General features: G+C 48.5%; 12 protein-coding genes. 3 read left to right on the forward strand and 9 right to left on the reverse strand.

Annotated features, from left to right (window positions below; all coding sequences use genetic code 11):
• Nucleotides 1-13: 13 nt before the first annotated feature.
• Complete coding sequence (locus QMA13_RS23185) at nt 14-1,087, reverse strand: putative 2-aminoethylphosphonate ABC transporter ATP-binding protein (protein WP_282936107.1); 1,074 nt, start codon at nt 1,085-1,087, stop codon at nt 14-16.
• Nucleotides 1,088-1,118: 31 nt separating this feature from the next.
• A complete protein-coding gene (locus QMA13_RS23190) occupies nt 1,119-2,204 on the reverse strand; it encodes a putative 2-aminoethylphosphonate ABC transporter substrate-binding protein (protein WP_282936108.1) in 1,086 nt (361 codons plus the stop codon).
• 407 nt (nt 2,205-2,611) lie between these two features.
• Between QMA13_RS23190 and QMA13_RS23195 the strand changes: the two genes are divergently transcribed.
• Together QMA13_RS23195 and QMA13_RS23200 are read left to right on the forward strand one after the other, a co-directional pair.
• Nucleotides 2,612-3,274 carry a rhamnogalacturonan lyase B N-terminal domain-containing protein gene (locus tag QMA13_RS23195; protein ID WP_282936109.1) on the forward strand — a complete coding sequence of 221 codons (663 nt, stop codon included), beginning with the start codon at nt 2,612-2,614 and terminating at the stop codon, nt 3,272-3,274.
• Complete coding sequence (locus tag QMA13_RS23200; RefSeq protein WP_282936110.1) at nt 3,271-3,585, forward strand: polysaccharide lyase family protein; 315 nt, start codon at nt 3,271-3,273, stop codon at nt 3,583-3,585. Before QMA13_RS23195 ends, QMA13_RS23200 begins: the two co-directional genes overlap by 4 nt.
• Nucleotides 3,586-3,713: 128 nt before the next feature.
• On the opposite strand, the gene garD is transcribed toward QMA13_RS23200, so the two are convergent.
• Complete coding sequence (garD, locus tag QMA13_RS23205; RefSeq protein WP_282936111.1) at nt 3,714-5,249, reverse strand: galactarate dehydratase; 1,536 nt, start codon at nt 5,247-5,249, stop codon at nt 3,714-3,716.
• A 130-nt stretch (nt 5,250-5,379) separates the two neighbouring features.
• Here garD and QMA13_RS23210 point away from each other — a divergent pair, with 130 nt between their 5' ends.
• On the forward strand, nt 5,380-6,306 hold the full coding sequence (locus tag QMA13_RS23210) for a LysR family transcriptional regulator (protein WP_282936112.1): 927 nt from the start codon (nt 5,380-5,382) through the stop codon (nt 6,304-6,306).
• A gap of 60 nt (nt 6,307-6,366) precedes the next feature.
• On the opposite strand, the gene QMA13_RS23215 is transcribed toward QMA13_RS23210, so the two are convergent.
• From QMA13_RS23215 to QMA13_RS23240, 6 genes are read right to left on the reverse strand one after another with little or no spacing between them, the layout of a single operon-like run.
• Nucleotides 6,367-8,130: a glycoside hydrolase family 2 protein gene (locus tag QMA13_RS23215; protein WP_282936113.1), complete on the reverse strand. Its 1,764-nt coding sequence runs from the start codon at nt 8,128-8,130 to the stop codon at nt 6,367-6,369.
• Nucleotides 8,131-8,161: 31 nt separating this feature from the next.
• Entirely contained in the window at nt 8,162-10,528 is a 2,367-nt protein-coding gene (locus QMA13_RS23220) for a glycoside hydrolase family 43 protein (RefSeq protein WP_282936114.1), read from the reverse strand.
• 14 nt (nt 10,529-10,542) lie between these two features.
• On the reverse strand, nt 10,543-12,558 hold the full coding sequence (locus tag QMA13_RS23225; RefSeq protein WP_282936115.1) for an alpha-L-arabinofuranosidase C-terminal domain-containing protein: 2,016 nt from the start codon (nt 12,556-12,558) through the stop codon (nt 10,543-10,545).
• A 27-nt stretch (nt 12,559-12,585) separates the two neighbouring features.
• Nucleotides 12,586-13,479 (reverse strand): carbohydrate ABC transporter permease, encoded by an 894-nt coding sequence (locus QMA13_RS23230; protein ID WP_282936116.1) that lies wholly within the window; start codon nt 13,477-13,479, stop codon nt 12,586-12,588.
• 13 nt (nt 13,480-13,492) lie between these two features.
• Nucleotides 13,493-14,449, reverse strand: a complete 957-nt coding sequence (locus tag QMA13_RS23235) for an ABC transporter permease (RefSeq protein ID WP_282936117.1) — start codon at nt 14,447-14,449, stop codon at nt 13,493-13,495.
• Nucleotides 14,450-14,476: 27 nt separating this feature from the next.
• A complete protein-coding gene (locus tag QMA13_RS23240; protein ID WP_282936118.1) occupies nt 14,477-16,060 on the reverse strand; it encodes an extracellular solute-binding protein in 1,584 nt (527 codons plus the stop codon).
• Nucleotides 16,061-16,134 lie beyond the last annotated feature (74 nt).

Genomic DNA, 16,134 nt, shown 5'->3' on the forward strand with positions numbered 1-16,134 from the left:
CTTCGTGTACTCCTCATTTACTTACCGCCGTTTCAAGCAACTCCATGTCCAGCTCAACTGGATCTTTGAAAGAAATTAGGCTCTCTTCAGGAATAACGATGGTAAATTTGTCTCCTTTATCCATCCTCAAATGGCGGAACTCTTCGACCGGTACATCGATTTTTAAAGTTTGTCCTGCGTCGATTCGATGGCTTTTCAGCACGGTCTGTACCGTAATCCGGTAAAAGGAACCTCGAAATTCAATGAATTTCAGAGCAACATGAATTCCGCCTTCCATAGGCTTCGATACGATTCGGATATGCTCAGGCCGAACAGATAACAAACATTCATCCTTTCGTTCGCTTCTCGGATCCGCTTGCTGATGGATAAAATTCATAGTCCCGATAAAATCGGCGACAAAAGGGGTTCTTGGCCTATCATAGATATCCTCCGGCGTTCCGATTTGAATGACTTCCGCATGATTCATTACAATGATCCGGTCGGCCATCGTGAGAGCTTCTTCCTGATCATGAGTCACCATGACCGTCGTTATGCCAAGCCTTTTCTGTAAATCACATATTTCCTGCCGCAGCTTATGGCGTACCTTTGCATCGAGGGCAGATAACGGTTCATCCAACAACAGAACATCTGGTGATAACGCAATCGCTCTAGCCAAAGCAATACGCTGCTGCTGTCCGCCGGAAAGCTGCGAAGGATAGCGATCTCTCGCTTGACTAAGTCCAACCATCTCCAGCATTTCTTCCACTTTCCTGTGAATATCCTGCTTGGCCATTCCCTTTCCTTTTAAACCGTAAGTAATATTTTCATATGCCGTCAGATTGGGAAACAAGGCGTACGATTGGAATACAATGCCGAAATTGCGCTTGGCAGGGGATACATAGGTAATATCCTTCCCATTCATAACGACCGAACCGGAATCAGACGATTCCAGTCCAGCAAGGATTCGAAGCAGCGTCGTCTTACCGCAGCCGCTTGGTCCAAGAAGGCAAACAAACTCTCCTTTTTGGATGCCAATTTGAATTTGTTTTAAAGCATCAAATTTACCGAACGATTTATTTACATTATTTATCTTTAAGTAGTCTGTCATAATGTCCTACCTCTCATTTACGGCAAACGGATTACTTTTTACCTTCGCTCTTCGAGTCGTAACGCTTTTGCCATTCAGTAAGAATGCCGTCACGTTCTTTGGCCATCGAATTCAAGTCGTTTTTAATTAATTGTTTTACCGGATCTTTCTCATAGCCTTCCGGAATTTGGTTGCTATCGCTCTTTACACTGAGAATCGCATAGTTTTTGTTATATTCCTTCATGGCATCTTCACTTATCGCCCAATCAAGGAATTCTTTGGCAACAGGCTTAAGTGCCTTTTTCTTAATGAGTCCATTGGCTTCCACATCCCAGCCGGAACCTTCTTTAGGGAACACGACTTGAACAGGAGCTCCGCCTTTCTTCTCGGTAATACCACGATAGCCGAAAGAAATCCCTATCGGGTATTCGCCAGTGCCTGCCATCTTGGATGGTTTGGAGCCGGATTGCGTATACATGCCGATATTGTCGTGCAGCTTGTCCATAAATGACCAGGCTTTATCTTTACCCATTAATTGCACCAGCGCGCTGACGGTCAGGAAACCTGTACCCGAGGCAGCCGGATTTGGCATCGTAATTAAACCTTTATACTCCGGCCTCACCAAATCCTCATACGATTGCGGGATTGGCAGATTGCGTTTTTCCATTTCTTTGGTATTCACAACGAAAGCCGTCTCCCAAGCATCGATCCCGACCCAAGTCGGCGGATTTGCCGTATCTTTAAACTCTGGAACGACACGCTCCACACCTTTTGGGGCATAAGGCTCCAACATACTGTTTTGATTCAGCACAAGCAAGCTGGTTGCAGCCGTACCCCAGACGACATCAGCTTGCGGATTGTCTTTCTCGGCGAGTAATTTAGCTGTTATAACACCGGTGGAATCGCGAACGATATTGATTTTTAGATCGGAATGAGCTTTCTTGAACGTTTCCAAGTACGATTTGATTTGGTCATCCTCCAGCGCTGTATAAACCGTCAGCTCTTTATTGTTGACTGCAGCTTGTCCTGCGTCTGCCTCTCCTGGTTTGCCCGATGTTGTGGTTTTGTTTGTACCACATCCCACAAGAAGTGATGCCAACAACGTTACTGCAACAGAAAGCTTAACTACTTTTTTCATGTACTATCTCTCCCTTTTCTTTGCTAAGTGTCAATTTCTTTTCAATTTAAAATGTAACTTAGTTTTGTTAACGGATCGTTATTTCTATGTTAATTTTTGATTAAGATTGTTGATTATTCTGTATAGTTGTTGTTCTATGTTGGATTTAATATTTCTAACATACATCCTTAACCAGTTATATAAAAGGCTAACAATTCAAGCTAAATACCAAATTGTACAAGTATTGCAAAAAAGTCCAATTTACAATTGGGGATTTACTTGAAATAATGATTCCGATCGCAGTAAGCGCTTACAAATAAATGGGAAATTGGAGATCAGGAGGTGATTGCTGAAGTATTTGGATATAGGATGTTTGATAGATGTTTGCTTTGAGGAAAGGCATTCAAAAGAATGGAGGTTTACAGTTTATGAAAAAGGACATTTCTATCCGGTTAGAACAGAACAGTTATCCATCTTCTTATGATGTGCGCTTTTCAATAATGAGAAAATTAGTCGTTATTCTTCTAGCTATGGTTATTGTTGTTGGTGCAAGTCTTTTCCATGTGAATATCGGTTACGCTGCTGGAATTGGCGTCACGGATAACGGCTCCACCATTGTTGTGGACACCGGGGCAGGCTTGGTTTACACAATTAATAAATCCAACGGTGATATGATTTCATGCAAGTTGAATGGCATCGAGCTCACAACTTCGTCCGGCAAATATTCACAAATTGCTTCAGGCTTTGGATCAGCTACTGTCACCTGGAACACATCGTCCTCAGGTTCTATCGTGACAATCACTGCTACGTCTACCGCAATCATGTCAAACAGTGGCTCAATCACCCACTACTACGTTTCCCGTGCTGGTGAAAATAACATCTACATGGCAACCTACACCACCACTGAGCCGTCTGTCGGCGAATTACGGTACATTTTCCGCGGTAATTCCAACGTTCTTACTAACGTTCCACCTAATTCCAATAACAGTGGAAATAACGGAAATGTTGAGAGTACGGACGTATTTAGTCACTCCGATGGAACAACCACTTCAAAGTACTACGGTAATGATCAAGAATCACCTTCAATTTGACTTCTGCCCAGGCTGCCGCCGCACATACGTTAAAAATCGGCATAACCGCAGCCTATAACAACGGTCGTCCAAGTGTTGCTATCAACGGTACTTCATTGAGCGTACCTAGCGCCTCAACTCAACCCAACTCACGCAGCATCACTATCGGCACTTACCGTGGAAATAATACGACCTTTACGTGGAGCATACCGGCAACTAATTTTGTAGCAGGCACGAACACCCTGACCATCACGCCTGCTAGCGGTTCAAGTGACTTGAGCTCCTGGTTGAGCGCGGGTTGGGCATACGATTGTGTAGAATTGGATAATTAACTTTTGAATCAAGAAGGCCGGGGCAGCGCCCCGGCTTTCTGCCATATGCCATATAGTAAGAAGGCTTGTTGAGAGGTTTCACAACAGGCTGACTCAGCCTTTTATATCAATAACGGGTTTTCTTCCATTCAGGTGACAGGTGCCGGATTGAATAGAGCCAAATCATTGTGCAGCCCCCAATGGTCCGCCCAAGTTTTCTTCGTTCCGCTCGCGATATCCAAAATGAGACGGAATAACTCCCAGCCCACTTCTTCGATGGTCGCTTCTCCCGTCGCAATAGTTCCCGCATTCAGATCGATAAGATCATGCCATTGATCCGCCAAAGTATTTCTCGTTGACACTTTGATAACAGGAGCTGCGGCCAAGCCGTAGGGAGTGCCTCTGCCCGTAGTAAACACCTGCACATTGATTCCGGAAGCCAGTTGCAGCGTCCCGCATACGAAATCACTGGCAGGCGTTGCCGCGAATAACAGTCCTTTCTCGACAGCCCTTTCGCCCGGAGACAGCACGCCGACGATCGGACTCGTGCCCGATTTCACGATGGACCCGAGGGACTTCTCAACAATGTTGACAAGTCCGCCTTTTTTATTGCCGGGAGTAGGATTCGCGCTGCGGTCCACCCTACCGTTCTGCAGGTAATCGTCATACCACTGCATTTCGCGGATCAAAGCCCTCCCAACGGCCTCATTGATTGCTCGCGGTGTCAACAAATGAACAGCATCCCTGACTTCCGTTACCTCGGAGAACATAACCGTAGCTCCCGCACGTACCAACAAATCGGCAGTGTACCCGACTGCAGGATTCGCGGTAATTCCCGAAAAAGCATCGCTCCCACCGCATTGCAATCCAACAACCAGAGCCGATGCGGGACAAGTGACGCGCTTCCGTCGATTCAATCTGTCGAGCCGTTCCTCTGCCATCGCCATGATCACTTTCACCATGGGAATAAAACCGTGACTCTCTTGTAAGGTCATGATCTTACCCGTTTCTCCGTCAGGTACCAAGCGTTCGGGAAGCAGCTTCTCACATCCCAGCCCAACGACCAAGAGTTCACCGCCAAAGTTCGGGTTTCTTGTGATATTCTGAATCGTGCGTATGGGAATGATGGCATCCGGAGCGTTAATCGCCACCCCACAGCCGTAAGTATGGGTTAGCGCGACAACATCCTCGACATTCGGATAACATGGAAGCAGCTCTTCCTTTATTTTCTTTACCGCATAGTGAAGTACGCCGGCAACACACTGTACACTGGTCGTGATTCCCAAAATATTTTTCGTTCCAACGCTGCCGTCTTCATTGATGTATCCTTCGAAGGTGTAGCCTTCTAAAGGAGGAAGCGGTTCCGGTACGCAGCTTGCTATAGGCAAATCCTCCAATTGCGGCGGCTCAGGCAATTTTACCAGCGATTCATCAATCCAGCTTCCTTTTGAAATCTTCTTCAAAGCGTAGCCGATCACTTCTCCGTAACGAATGATCTTCTCCTCTTGATCGATATGGGTAAGGGCTACCTTATGTCCCTGCGGAACATGCTGAAGGAGTCTAAGTCCGCATGGGAATACGGTTCCTTCCGGCAATCCTCCCGTGTTGACCACAATTGCCATATTATCCTTTGGATTCACTCTGATATACAGCGGCTTCTCTGCTTTGGATCGTGGAGTAGTCATGATAACGATCTCCTCTCTGCACAACACTTGTTCATGAATCAAACTCATAGTAAGCTGTAATTATTGAAAAGTAAAAGTGATAAAAGTGAGTTTTCTCTTAAAAAAATTAAGAGTAGAGAGGCGTTGGAAGATGGACTTGAAGCAGTTGGAATATATGATCCAAATTGCGGAGGAAAACAACATTACCAAAGCTGCGGAAAAGCTGTTCATTACCCAATCCGCTCTAAATCAACAGCTATTGAAGCTCGAAAAAGAATTAGGGACACAGCTCTTCGTTCGCTCGAGGAGCAATTGGCATCTGACACTGGCTGGAGCCATCTATGTGGAAAACGCCAGAAACATCCTGCAGATCAAAAAAGAAACCTACAACCAAATCAATGATCTGCTGGAAATCAAAGAAGGCAAATTAACGATTGGTTTAACTCCCGAGCGGGGTACCGATATGTTCGCGTCTGTCTACCCGATTTTTTACAAAAAGTATCCCAAAGTAAAAATCGAGCCCCTTGAAATGCCCGTAAAAAAGCAGCAGTACGAAATAGCCCAGGGGAATCTGGATATAGGCTTTGTAACGCTCCAGGATTTTCAGAAAACAAAGGATGTGTACCTTCCTATCTGTTCGGAGGAGATTATTTTGGGAGTGCCTAGCTCCCATCCGATTGCCTATCAGGGAGGTAAGCTTGGCGAACCGCTTCCTGCAACTAGCCTAAAGCATTTCGAACAGGACTCCTTTGCCGTCATGCAGCATGGATCCACGCTTCGCGAAATCTACGATCGTCTTCTAGCTGAAGACAACATCTCTCCTCCTGTTTTATTGGAAACAAGGAGCTGTGAAACGCTATATGAAATGGTTGCCGAGGGGTTATGCTGTTCCGTCTTACCGATCAGTTACGCGAAGCCGCAACGAAACGTTACTTTCTTCTCCCTCCGGCAGCAACCGGTCTGGGAAATTGCAGCCAGCTACAAAAAAGACAGTTATCTAAGCCAAGCGGCAAAAGAATTGATCGCGATATGTACGGATTATTGGTTGCAAAAAATGAATGATCTAAAGGGGAAATGAAAAGCCTTCTCTGAACCCGTAGGTCAGAAGAAGGCTTTTTTCGTTACATTTTCCTTATCGTCAGCTTAGGTTAATCTCCCTGATCTTCTCCATCGGCACCTTTGGCTTGCGATCCTCTGTCAACAGCCCGTTCACCTCTTGCTGGACGTCGGTAATCTGCGTATAGCAGTACCCGACGATGTAATCCGTTTGTTTAATCGCTTCGTGAATGCCGCGGAACCGTTCAAGGAACGCTTCCTCCGAGGCCACCTGTCCTCCGTACCCCCAGCCTTTGTCGGATTTGAAGGCGATGCCGCCGAATTCGCTAATGATAATCGGCTGCCCCTGGTAGCTGTAGCCGTCAGCGAAGGCATATTTCCATTGATTGAACGTTTTCTGGTTGTTTACGATGTCCTCTTTGCTTGCGTAGCGCTTCAGGAAGCGATCTTTCTTTTCCACATAATCGTGCAGCGTCAAGATATCGGATATCGTATGCTCCCAACCGTCGTTCGTCACCACCGGGCGGTTCGGATCGAACGCCTTAGTTATATGATAGATCGCTTCGGTGAACTTCTGCTGTCTACGATCCTTGAAAATATTCATAATGCCCCAAGATTCGTTGAAAGGAACCCATGTAATAATGGAGGGATGGTTATACTGCTGACGGACAACCTCCATCCACTCAGTTGTGAAATTTTGCACGGCTTGATCGTTAAACTCGAAGGTGGCCGCCATCTCCGACCAGACCAGCACGCCTTTGACATCGCACCAATACAGGAATCGGGCGTCCTCCACCTTCATGTGCTTACGGACACCGTTATAGCCCATCTCCAGAAGGAGATCAATATCCTCGATCAGCGCTTCCTCGGATGGAGGCGTTAAGTGACTGTCCGGCCAATAGCCTTGATCTAGCAGCAAGCGCTGATAGATCGGGACATTGTTCAGCAGCACTTTATCCTTCTCGATGGATATCTTTCTCATGCCGAAGTAGGAGTAGACATGGTCAATCACTTTGTCATCACGGTAAAGAATAAATTCCACATCGTACAGATTCGGATGCGCAGGCGACCAATAGCAGCGCTTCCACGGACCGTTCATTTCGTGAATGAGGTCGACCTCTAACGACAGCCAAGGGCGGTCGATCATCAAGCTAGCCTGTTTGACCTGGCGGCCCTTCATGGTGATGATCGTTTCCAACCTTAATCCGCTGCCGGCGTGAAGCTCTCCTTTGACCTGGTACTCGAATTTAACGTTATTGAAATCAAGGTCCGGTGTGATTTTTACCGAATCGACGTATTCCTGCTCGACGTATTCCAGCCAAACGGATTGCCAGATCCCCGTCGTCTGCACATAGAAGCATTCAAAATTATCGTCCACCCACCGCTGCTTTCCTCGCGGCTGGGCAGCGTCCTTGCTGTCCTCCACCTTGACGGTAAGCTCGTTTAAGGACCCGAACGTTACGTATGGAGTGATATCGAACGTAAACGCGGCATAGCCGCCCTGATGCCTTCCGATGCATTCACCGTTAACCCACACTTTGGCTATATAATCGACCGCTTGAAAATGCAAGAGGATGCGCTTGCCTTCAGCCGTTGTTGGAATATCCAGCTGTCGATTGTACCAGACGCACGGATGATGAGCTTCCTCCCCGATGCCGCTAGCCTTCGTCTCGTATGTGAAGGGAACGACAATGCTGCGGTCTCCCCCGAAGCTTCGCTGCCAGCCCTCGGCTTCACCGGTGCGGGTATCGTCGAAACCGAAGCGCCACTCGCCGTTCAGATCGACCCAGTTGTCCCTCACGAATTGAGGCCTTGGATAGTCCTTTATATATTTTTTGGTTGTCATCTTGTTTCTTCCACTCCCTCAGTTCCAGCCATTATTTATTTTTCGTTACGGTAAGCGGCGATACGGTCCAGGCCGTCGAAACGCCCCTTAGCCCTACTCGGCCCTCAAGGAATGCGGACGGATCCGTCCACTTCAAGACCGGTTCCTTGCTGCCGTCAGAGTAAACGGCTATTGAAGCTCCCTGCAGCTTTACGGTAATCCGGCGGGTCTGACCGGGATTAAAAGAAAGGGAACCGGACGCTTTATCCGCTACATTCTCGTAGCTTACTCGAGTGAGAACGACCCTGTCGCCGCGAAATACAAGCGCATAGCCCATGTAGGCATCTTTAACCTGATCGCGAAATTCAGATTCGTTGGATGTGCGCAGCAGGACTCCTAACTCGTCCTTCGCAGCTTCTTTCAGGGTCACGTCGAAGCTTACGGTATAGTCCGTCCACCCGGAATTACCGCCGAATCGATTCACAATACCGACGTCGGACGGCTTGATGACCGATTGCTCCGGCACGGGCTCTGTTAGACCTGCCTCCATGAACCTCAAGGCAGCCTCACCTTTCTGGAGACGAATCGTCAACCATTGCGGACCTGTTTTCATCTCAAACGCGCCCAGAGGTACTTTCGTCCAATCTGAATCTTCTGCGAATAAGGAAGCATCCAGCTTAATTTCCTTTGTTCGTCCGCCAGCTTCAAGCATCAGCGTGGAGCCAGCCGAGGATTTGGAAACGTTAACGGAGATTAGATAAGATCCGTCCTGGCGAGGATTCACCGGGAACGAGACCCTATCGCCCTTCTTCGTGAGGGCCACGGCATCGCTGCCATCGGGTGTTATTCCCGAGTGAATGACCGCATTGCCGTCACGTTCTCCATGAACAGCCTCTACCGCTCCCGGCAGCGGCTTAATCACCTTCGAATCGCTGCTGCCCCCCGCTTCATTAGAGAAAGCGGTGTAGTGCAGGTCCGGCTTGGCTCCTTCCGGCCATGCATAGCCGATGCGTCCCGGCTCGGCTGTCATAGCAGCCTGCTCTATCTTCAGCAGCCCGTCCCAGTAGAGCTTCGTGCCGCTTGAATCCGACTCGATGCGAACTGTGTGCAGCTTCGTCAGGTCGGTGCCCTTGGGCAGCGGAATCACTGCAGCCGTTGCCTCGACCCCGTTCACGCGATCGATCAACTTCAGCTCCATCGTCGTTGCTTCTACCCGAGCTATGCGGAAATTCCCCGAATCCCTGTATGCAAATACTACATCCAAGGAAGATGCATGCCCTGTATTAGGAACTTGCTTCAAACTGAAGTTGTATTCCGCCGTATAACGGCTGCCTGAGCTTGTTCGGCTCAGCAGGGTCTCATCACCACCGGGTTGAACAGCCGACCCCCACTTATCTTGGGATGGTGTCGCACCCGGCAGATCTTGAAATTCGGGAAGCCTTGGCGCTTCCTGTGGAGTTCCGTGCGTCGGTCCAAGCACCGCCATTTTGTCACCGTTGAATACGAGACGATCCATGTTCAGCTTGCGTACCGGCGGTCCTTCCGCGGAACGGCCGATCAGATTATGGTAAACCATATAATAAGAATCGAGGTCCGGGCCTATGACGGTTGCACTGTGTCCGAGACCGTTAAAGTCGTTGTCGGTGGAAATCAGGATCGGGTTGTTCTCTGGGATCGTATAAGTTCCTGTCGGAGATTTGTGAGCTACTCCGTAATTAACGCGATATCCTCTGCTGAACACATGATTGCCCGTGTAGGTGATGAAATAGCGTCCGTTGCGCTTGATAATCATCGATCCCTCCGTCCAATGCCCGAGCGAAGTGTTCAGCTGCTTATCCGGTTCGATCGTGTACGGATCGGTCATCGGGCTCGCCATAATGCCACCGAATTTGGCATGCGTGAAATACCATTTTTCATCGTCATCGATAAAGACGGAGCCGTCGATCGTCAAGCCGAGATTATCCGTCTTCTTCACAAAGGGTCCCGTCGGCTTGTCGCTTTGCAGGACGTAATGTCCCTTGCCCGCCGGAGAGGTGTACATATAGAACGCTCCGTTCCAATAGACAACCTCCGGTGCATAGGCTCCAACGCTAACGGGCTCTTCCGTCACTAAGCCTTCATAGCGCCAGTTCACAAGATCATCGGAGCTCCAGGCCTTGATCCCGACTCTTCGATCTTTTGTGCTGCAATACAGATAATATTTGCCATCATAACGGAGAACGTAGGGGTCGCCGATCCCGTAATCTTCCCATTCCTGATCTAATGTGAACGGATTCTCATATGTCCTCTGCATGGATAGAACCATTCGGTCCGCTCCTTTCTTTTCCCAAGGCTGAATTATCATCACAATAACCAGGAGAATGATAACCGCCGCACCGGTAATGAGTCCTGCTTTCTTGATCCATATCATCTTTTCCATTAGTTATGAACCTGTTATCGTGAGAGTTCCAAGACGTAGACGGAAGACGCCTTCAGACGGCAGGTTACATGATCATTAGAAAATGGTACTTCATGGGTTACACAGACCATATGATTTGGATTATGTACGCTATTGATACCTTCATAATCGTCATCGGTCAGTTCTAACAGCTTCGCTGTCCCTGACGCTGCGAATCCGCACAGCTGCACTTCGGTTATCGTCTCTTCGAGGCTGCGGTTGACCATAAAGACGGTCAGCTTATCCCCATCGCCATTCAGACAAGCGACAACATCCAGATTCGGCAGGTCATTAAGCCGAGGCGCTTCGGACAGAGGGCTATGAACCTCAAAGCTGCCGCATTCCGTATGGCTTTGAACGACATAGGCCAAGTCTCTGTTCGCATACATAGTCATAACGTAATAGCTTGGCGTCCCATATACGGTCAGGGATTTACCGCTCCAGCCTGGAGCTTTACCGCGGAACTGATCCGCGAAGTAGTCCCCCACCCGGATACATCCTCCAAGCCAGCCGTTGACCAGATCGGAGAAGCTGCCGATTTCCACCAGATCGCAATTTCGAATAAATTCATTCAGATTCGAAGCATTCGCGACAGCCGCTTCCAGAGTATGTTCATTCGGAAGACCTTTACGAATGGTATTTGGATAATACATCGTGTTGTATTCCGTGATCGCCACCTTCAGGTGGGAGTAACGTTCAGAGGAGTCAAGCATTTCCCTCAATTTCCTCAAAGTTTCTCTCGTCCATTCCGGATAAGAGACCATTGCTTTATAGCGATCTTCCTTTGGCGTGCGCTCGTTCATTCCGAATCGGCCGTAACCGTGATATAAATGCAGCGTTAAGTAATCGAAATGCTCAGCAGCCCGCTCCAGCAAGGTTCGATTCCAATCCATCTTGGCATCTCCGCATGCCAGTAATATAATTCCGGGAGCAACCGCCTTCATGGATTCGGCAAACCGCACGCAGCGTTCTGCGAATGTCTCTGCGCTGCAATGGCCCACTTGCCAGGCACCCCACACTTCGTTGCCAATCTCCCAGTACTTCACGCCATAAGGCTCGACGTGCCCGTTAGCGGCTCTCAGTCTACCCATAGGCGTATTCGCATCGCCATTGCAATATTCCACCCATTGGGCCGCTTCTTCCGGCGTACCCGAACCGTCGTTGACGCAAATCAACGGCTCCACCTTCAGCTCGCGACAAAATCGGATAAACTCATCCGTGCCAAAATACTTGTTCGTCCATCCACCCCATGCTTCGTTGATCACACAAGGCCGCTCATATACAGGGCCGATAGCCTGCTGCCAATGGTAGGCGCTAATATAATTCCCGGCGAGCCGCATCATGCCGGCATTCAAGTCCCTGGTCATATCGATGACTTCCTTGCGAACATTGCCTACACTGTCAGAGGGCAAGAGCGATACGTGATCGATCCACAGCATCCCTGTAGAAACATGATCCAACCAGCGCTCATGCTCCGAAGAAACGTACAGCCTGAACTCCGCATGCTCGCAGTCGCGTGACACCCTGAGGCTGGACTCATATTGCTCCCAGTTATGGCTAACCAGGTCCAATCGCGTCGAAGCAAGCACGTCTTCACTATGCTTATCTACGATCTCAGCTATGAGCCATTTGATATCGATAGAAGCTCTTGCGTACACCTGCAAATGATAACCATTCCGATCCTGTTTCACAGCAATGGATTGGCTTATGCCTGCGTACCCTTCGTCGCCGCTAAAGCTGCGCACCAGCTGACTATGGCCAGAATGATGCGCAGCCGCCGGTTCGAGCGCATAGACGGTGCTTTTCCCGTTCGTATAAGGACGCCAGCATCCGGCAAGCCCTCGGAACGAATCATCCATACTTTCAAAATCCATATCCGATAAAGGATAGGCTAGCATGGCATCCATATGATCGCGAATGTCCTCCACAAAATGACCGAACAAATAAGGATTGATTCGATCTTTGCCGATTTGATTCGTATCCACCTGTATTTTAGCTCTTGCTTGCACCATGGAAATCAACGCATCCTTTCTCTCCGATTATCCTTTTAAAGAGCCGATCATAACGCCCTTGACAAAATGCCTCTGTACAAACGGGTACATTACTAATACCGGCAAACTGGAAATGATAATGACGACATATTTGATGCTCTCGGCGAGCAGTACTTTCGATTCCAATCCTACATTGCTGTCCACGGCGTCCGCCTGACTGACCATTAGCACTTCACGCAGCACAAGCTGTAACGGGTACATGTCTTTGCTGCGGATATAGATCAGGGCATTGAAATAAGAGTTCCAGTGACCAACTGCATAGAACAGGACCATCACCGCTAAGATCGGCTTGGAAAGCGGCAGGATCACATGAGTCAACAGCTTCCAGTTCGAGCAGCCGTCGATATGAGCAGCCTCCTGAATCTCCCAAGGAATACTGGATTGAAAGTACGATCTCATGACTATCAAATTATACGTGGCAATGGCTCCCGGGATGATCAGCGCCCACATGGTATCCACCATGCCCAGATTTTTCACTAAGAGATAGGATGGAATAAGCCCCCCGCTAAAAAACATCGTCAGCGTAACAAAAAACATAATGACTCCCCGCCCAGGCAGGTCCGGTCTTGATAACGGATAAGCCGCTAATGTCGTCATAGCAAGGTTGATCGCCGTACCTACTGCCGTATAGAGAATGGTATTCCCGTACCCGCTCCATATTTGATTATTCTGAAGAACATTCCGATAGGCCTCCAGCGTAATCTGTTTAGGCAGCAGAACCACCTCCCCGTTCAGTACCAAGGCAGGATCACTGAAGGATGCACTGACAATAAATAGCAGCGGATACAGCACCACTACCAATATAAGGGCAGCTAATACGTTGACGATAATATCGAATAGGGCTTCATCTGAGTTCTTTTTCTTGAACGCTATTTCCCTCACCGCATGATCCTCCTCACCATAAGCTTGTTTCGGCCTTTTTACGGGCAAAGCGATTTACAAGTATCAGCAGCGCCAGGTTAACGACGGAATTAAACAAGCCTATGGCTGCCGTATAGCTGTATTCTCCTTTTAAAATCCCTGCCGAGTAGACAAAGGTAGAGATGACATCGCTGGATTCCAGATTCAGATTATTTTGCATCAACAATATTTTCTCAAAGCCGACATTCATGAAATGTCCTACATCTAGAATGAGCAGAATAACGATCACTGGTAGAATGCCTGGAATGGATACATGCCATATTCGCTGCAGCCGGCTGGCTCCATCCATCTTGGCCGCTTCATAGAGCTGCGGGTTGACTCCGCTAAGGGCCGCTATATAAATGATCGATTGCCACCCCATGTTTTGCCATATATTGGAGCTGATAAAAAGCGTCTTGAACCAGGCTGCGGAATCCAAAAATCGAACCGGTTCTCCGCCGAAGGCCTCAATGATCGTATTCACAGGGCCTCCCTGCGGAGATAGAAACAGCATCAGCATCCCCACCATCACGACGACCGAAATAAAATGAGGAATATACGTGACGTTCTGCACGATCTTGCTGAAGGCTTTGCTGCGGATCTCATTGATCAGCAAGGCAAGAAAAACCGGAATTGGAAAAGCAAAAAGTAGGGAGAACAAGTTAATGGAAACGGTGTTCCACAGCAGCCTCCAGAAATAGTAAGATTCTATAAAACGCTCGAAATGATCCAGTCCCACCCATTTGCTGCCTAAGATCCCCTTGGCCGGGCTGAAATTTTTGAATGCGATTTGCAAACCGTACAGCGGTCCATAATGGAACACAAGGTACCATAGGATCGGAACGAGCAGCATAAGGTAGAGATCGTATCGGCTCGCCATAGCTCTCCAAAGGCTGGAGCGCCTCGATCTGGATCGAGACGCAACGCCGGCTGTATTGGCTGTAGTCTTCATCTGTAGCCCTCCAACCATCTTATGAACTTATTTTTGCTTCTTGAGGTTATCGTAAGCATCCTGATACAGCTTTTGCAGCTCGTCGATCTTCATCTTCTTCAACGTAGCCTGGAACTCTCCCCACTTGTCGAAGCTAAGGGCGCCAGCTATAAACTTGGTGCTTTGTTCCTCGTAATATTTATCAATATCATTGCGCAGCACGTTGATTTTTTGAGCGGTGTCTTCATCGAACATAGGCGCAGCGTAGCGGATCTTCGGCATGTATGGATCCAGCTTCTTCTGAGCTTCCTGTACCTGAGGCGGGTTAATATAAGAAGCGACCTTCTCACTGATCAGATGCGGAGCCCCGCCTCCGGCATAAGGGGTGATTTTGGACTGATTCCCCGTGGCCAAGAAAGCATCCGTATAATACGGAATTCCGTCCTTCAGCTCATAGTTGTCGCCTTTACGGCCGAACCGCAATAAAGTGGAGCCTTCGTCGCCGTAGAAATAATCGATCCAGCGCATCGTTGCTTCCGGATACTTGTTAACCGAGGTAATGGCAAATGCTCCAAAATCCCGTGGTACCGGAGCTGCGAGCTGCAGTCTGTCCCCGTGAGGCCCTTTGACAGGAGCTATCCCGATATATTGATCGGCCACCTTGGTATCCAGCATAGGGTTGTTCGTCTGATCAAAGAAGAAGCCGGTGTTCGCTGATCCTTGCTTGGCAAGATATTGAGCTTCCTTCTGCGTAAACAGCTCCTGATCGAGCAGCTTTTCCGAATACAGCTTATTCAAATACATCAATAGCTCTTTATTACGGTCGTTCCCCATCCAAATGTTAACCTTGTCATTCTCCAGGTTGATGTTATAGCCTAACTGGAAATCCAGGCCAAAAGAGCCCGCCATGATAGGGACTATGCTTAGGCCGTTGCGCGCCGTCATCGGAATCTCGTCTTGCTTGCCATTGCCGTTAGGATCTTTATCCCGGAACGCTTTCAATACCTCGTACAGTTCGTCCGTAGTCTCAGGCTCCTTAAGGTTCAGCTTTTTCAGCCATACTTGATTCATCCATCGCTTATCGGTTCTGGCCGAGTTAACGGTTACAATTCCAGGAATAGCATAAATATGGCCTTCAGGTGTCGTTATGGCTGAGCGAATCTCAGGATACGTGTCCATCAGCTTTTTAAGGTTGGGCGCATACGAATCAATCAGCTTCTCGAGCGGGATTAATTGCCCTCCTGAGCCGTAACGAATAGCTTCTAACGGAGTTAAGCCTGAGCGGTAGAGAGCATCAGGGAGCTCGTTTGATGCGAACAGCAGGTTCTTTTTTTCATTAAACCCGTCTGTCGGCGCTTCGATGAATTCCACCTGAACATTGCTCATTTTTTCATAATCCTGGAACACCGGCATATCCTTAAACGGCCCGTTGGTTGGAGCGACCCTAGTGAACATTTTCAGCTTAATGGGCTCTTTCACAATAGGAAAACCGGCTGCTGACACGCCTTTTGCTGCATCTGTGTTGGAGCCGCCCGCTTTCTCTTTGCCCGGGGCATCCGAGCTGCATGCGGTCAGTGTCAATCCGGAAACTACCAAGGTGGAAAGCACGACCGTCCCCCAATTTCTTTTCATTCCTTCGTTCCTCCGATCGTTGATTATCGCCCTTTTAAGTAAGCGCTTTCTAAGGGCTAATTTTATTATAGTCC

Source organism: Paenibacillus sp. RC67 (assembly GCF_030020805.1).
In the GTDB taxonomy this organism is placed as follows: Bacteria; Bacillota; Bacilli; order Paenibacillales; family NBRC-103111; genus Paenibacillus_S.

Bases quoted from the DNA above. Each gene is read 5' to 3' on its own strand.
- garD (WP_282936111.1), bottom strand. From the start codon at position 5,249: ATGACTACTCCACGATCCAAAGCAGAGAAGCCGCTGTATATCAGAGTG.
- QMA13_RS23220 (WP_282936114.1), bottom strand. From the start codon at position 10,528: ATGGAAAAGATGATATGGATCAAGAAAGCAGGACTCATTACCGGTGCG.
- QMA13_RS23225 (WP_282936115.1), bottom strand. From the start codon at position 12,558: ATGGTGCAAGCAAGAGCTAAAATACAGGTGGATACGAATCAAATCGGC.
- QMA13_RS23195 (WP_282936109.1), top strand. From the start codon at position 2,612: ATGAAAAAGGACATTTCTATCCGGTTAGAACAGAACAGTTATCCATCT.
- QMA13_RS23240 (WP_282936118.1), bottom strand. From the start codon at position 16,060: ATGAAAAGAAATTGGGGGACGGTCGTGCTTTCCACCTTGGTAGTTTCC.
- QMA13_RS23210 (WP_282936112.1), top strand. From the start codon at position 5,380: ATGGACTTGAAGCAGTTGGAATATATGATCCAAATTGCGGAGGAAAAC.
- QMA13_RS23235 (WP_282936117.1), bottom strand. From the start codon at position 14,449: ATGAAGACTACAGCCAATACAGCCGGCGTTGCGTCTCGATCCAGATCG.
- QMA13_RS23190 (WP_282936108.1), bottom strand. From the start codon at position 2,204: ATGAAAAAAGTAGTTAAGCTTTCTGTTGCAGTAACGTTGTTGGCATCA.
- QMA13_RS23185 (WP_282936107.1), bottom strand. From the start codon at position 1,087: ATGACAGACTACTTAAAGATAAATAATGTAAATAAATCGTTCGGTAAA.
- QMA13_RS23215 (WP_282936113.1), bottom strand. From the start codon at position 8,130: ATGACAACCAAAAAATATATAAAGGACTATCCAAGGCCTCAATTCGTG.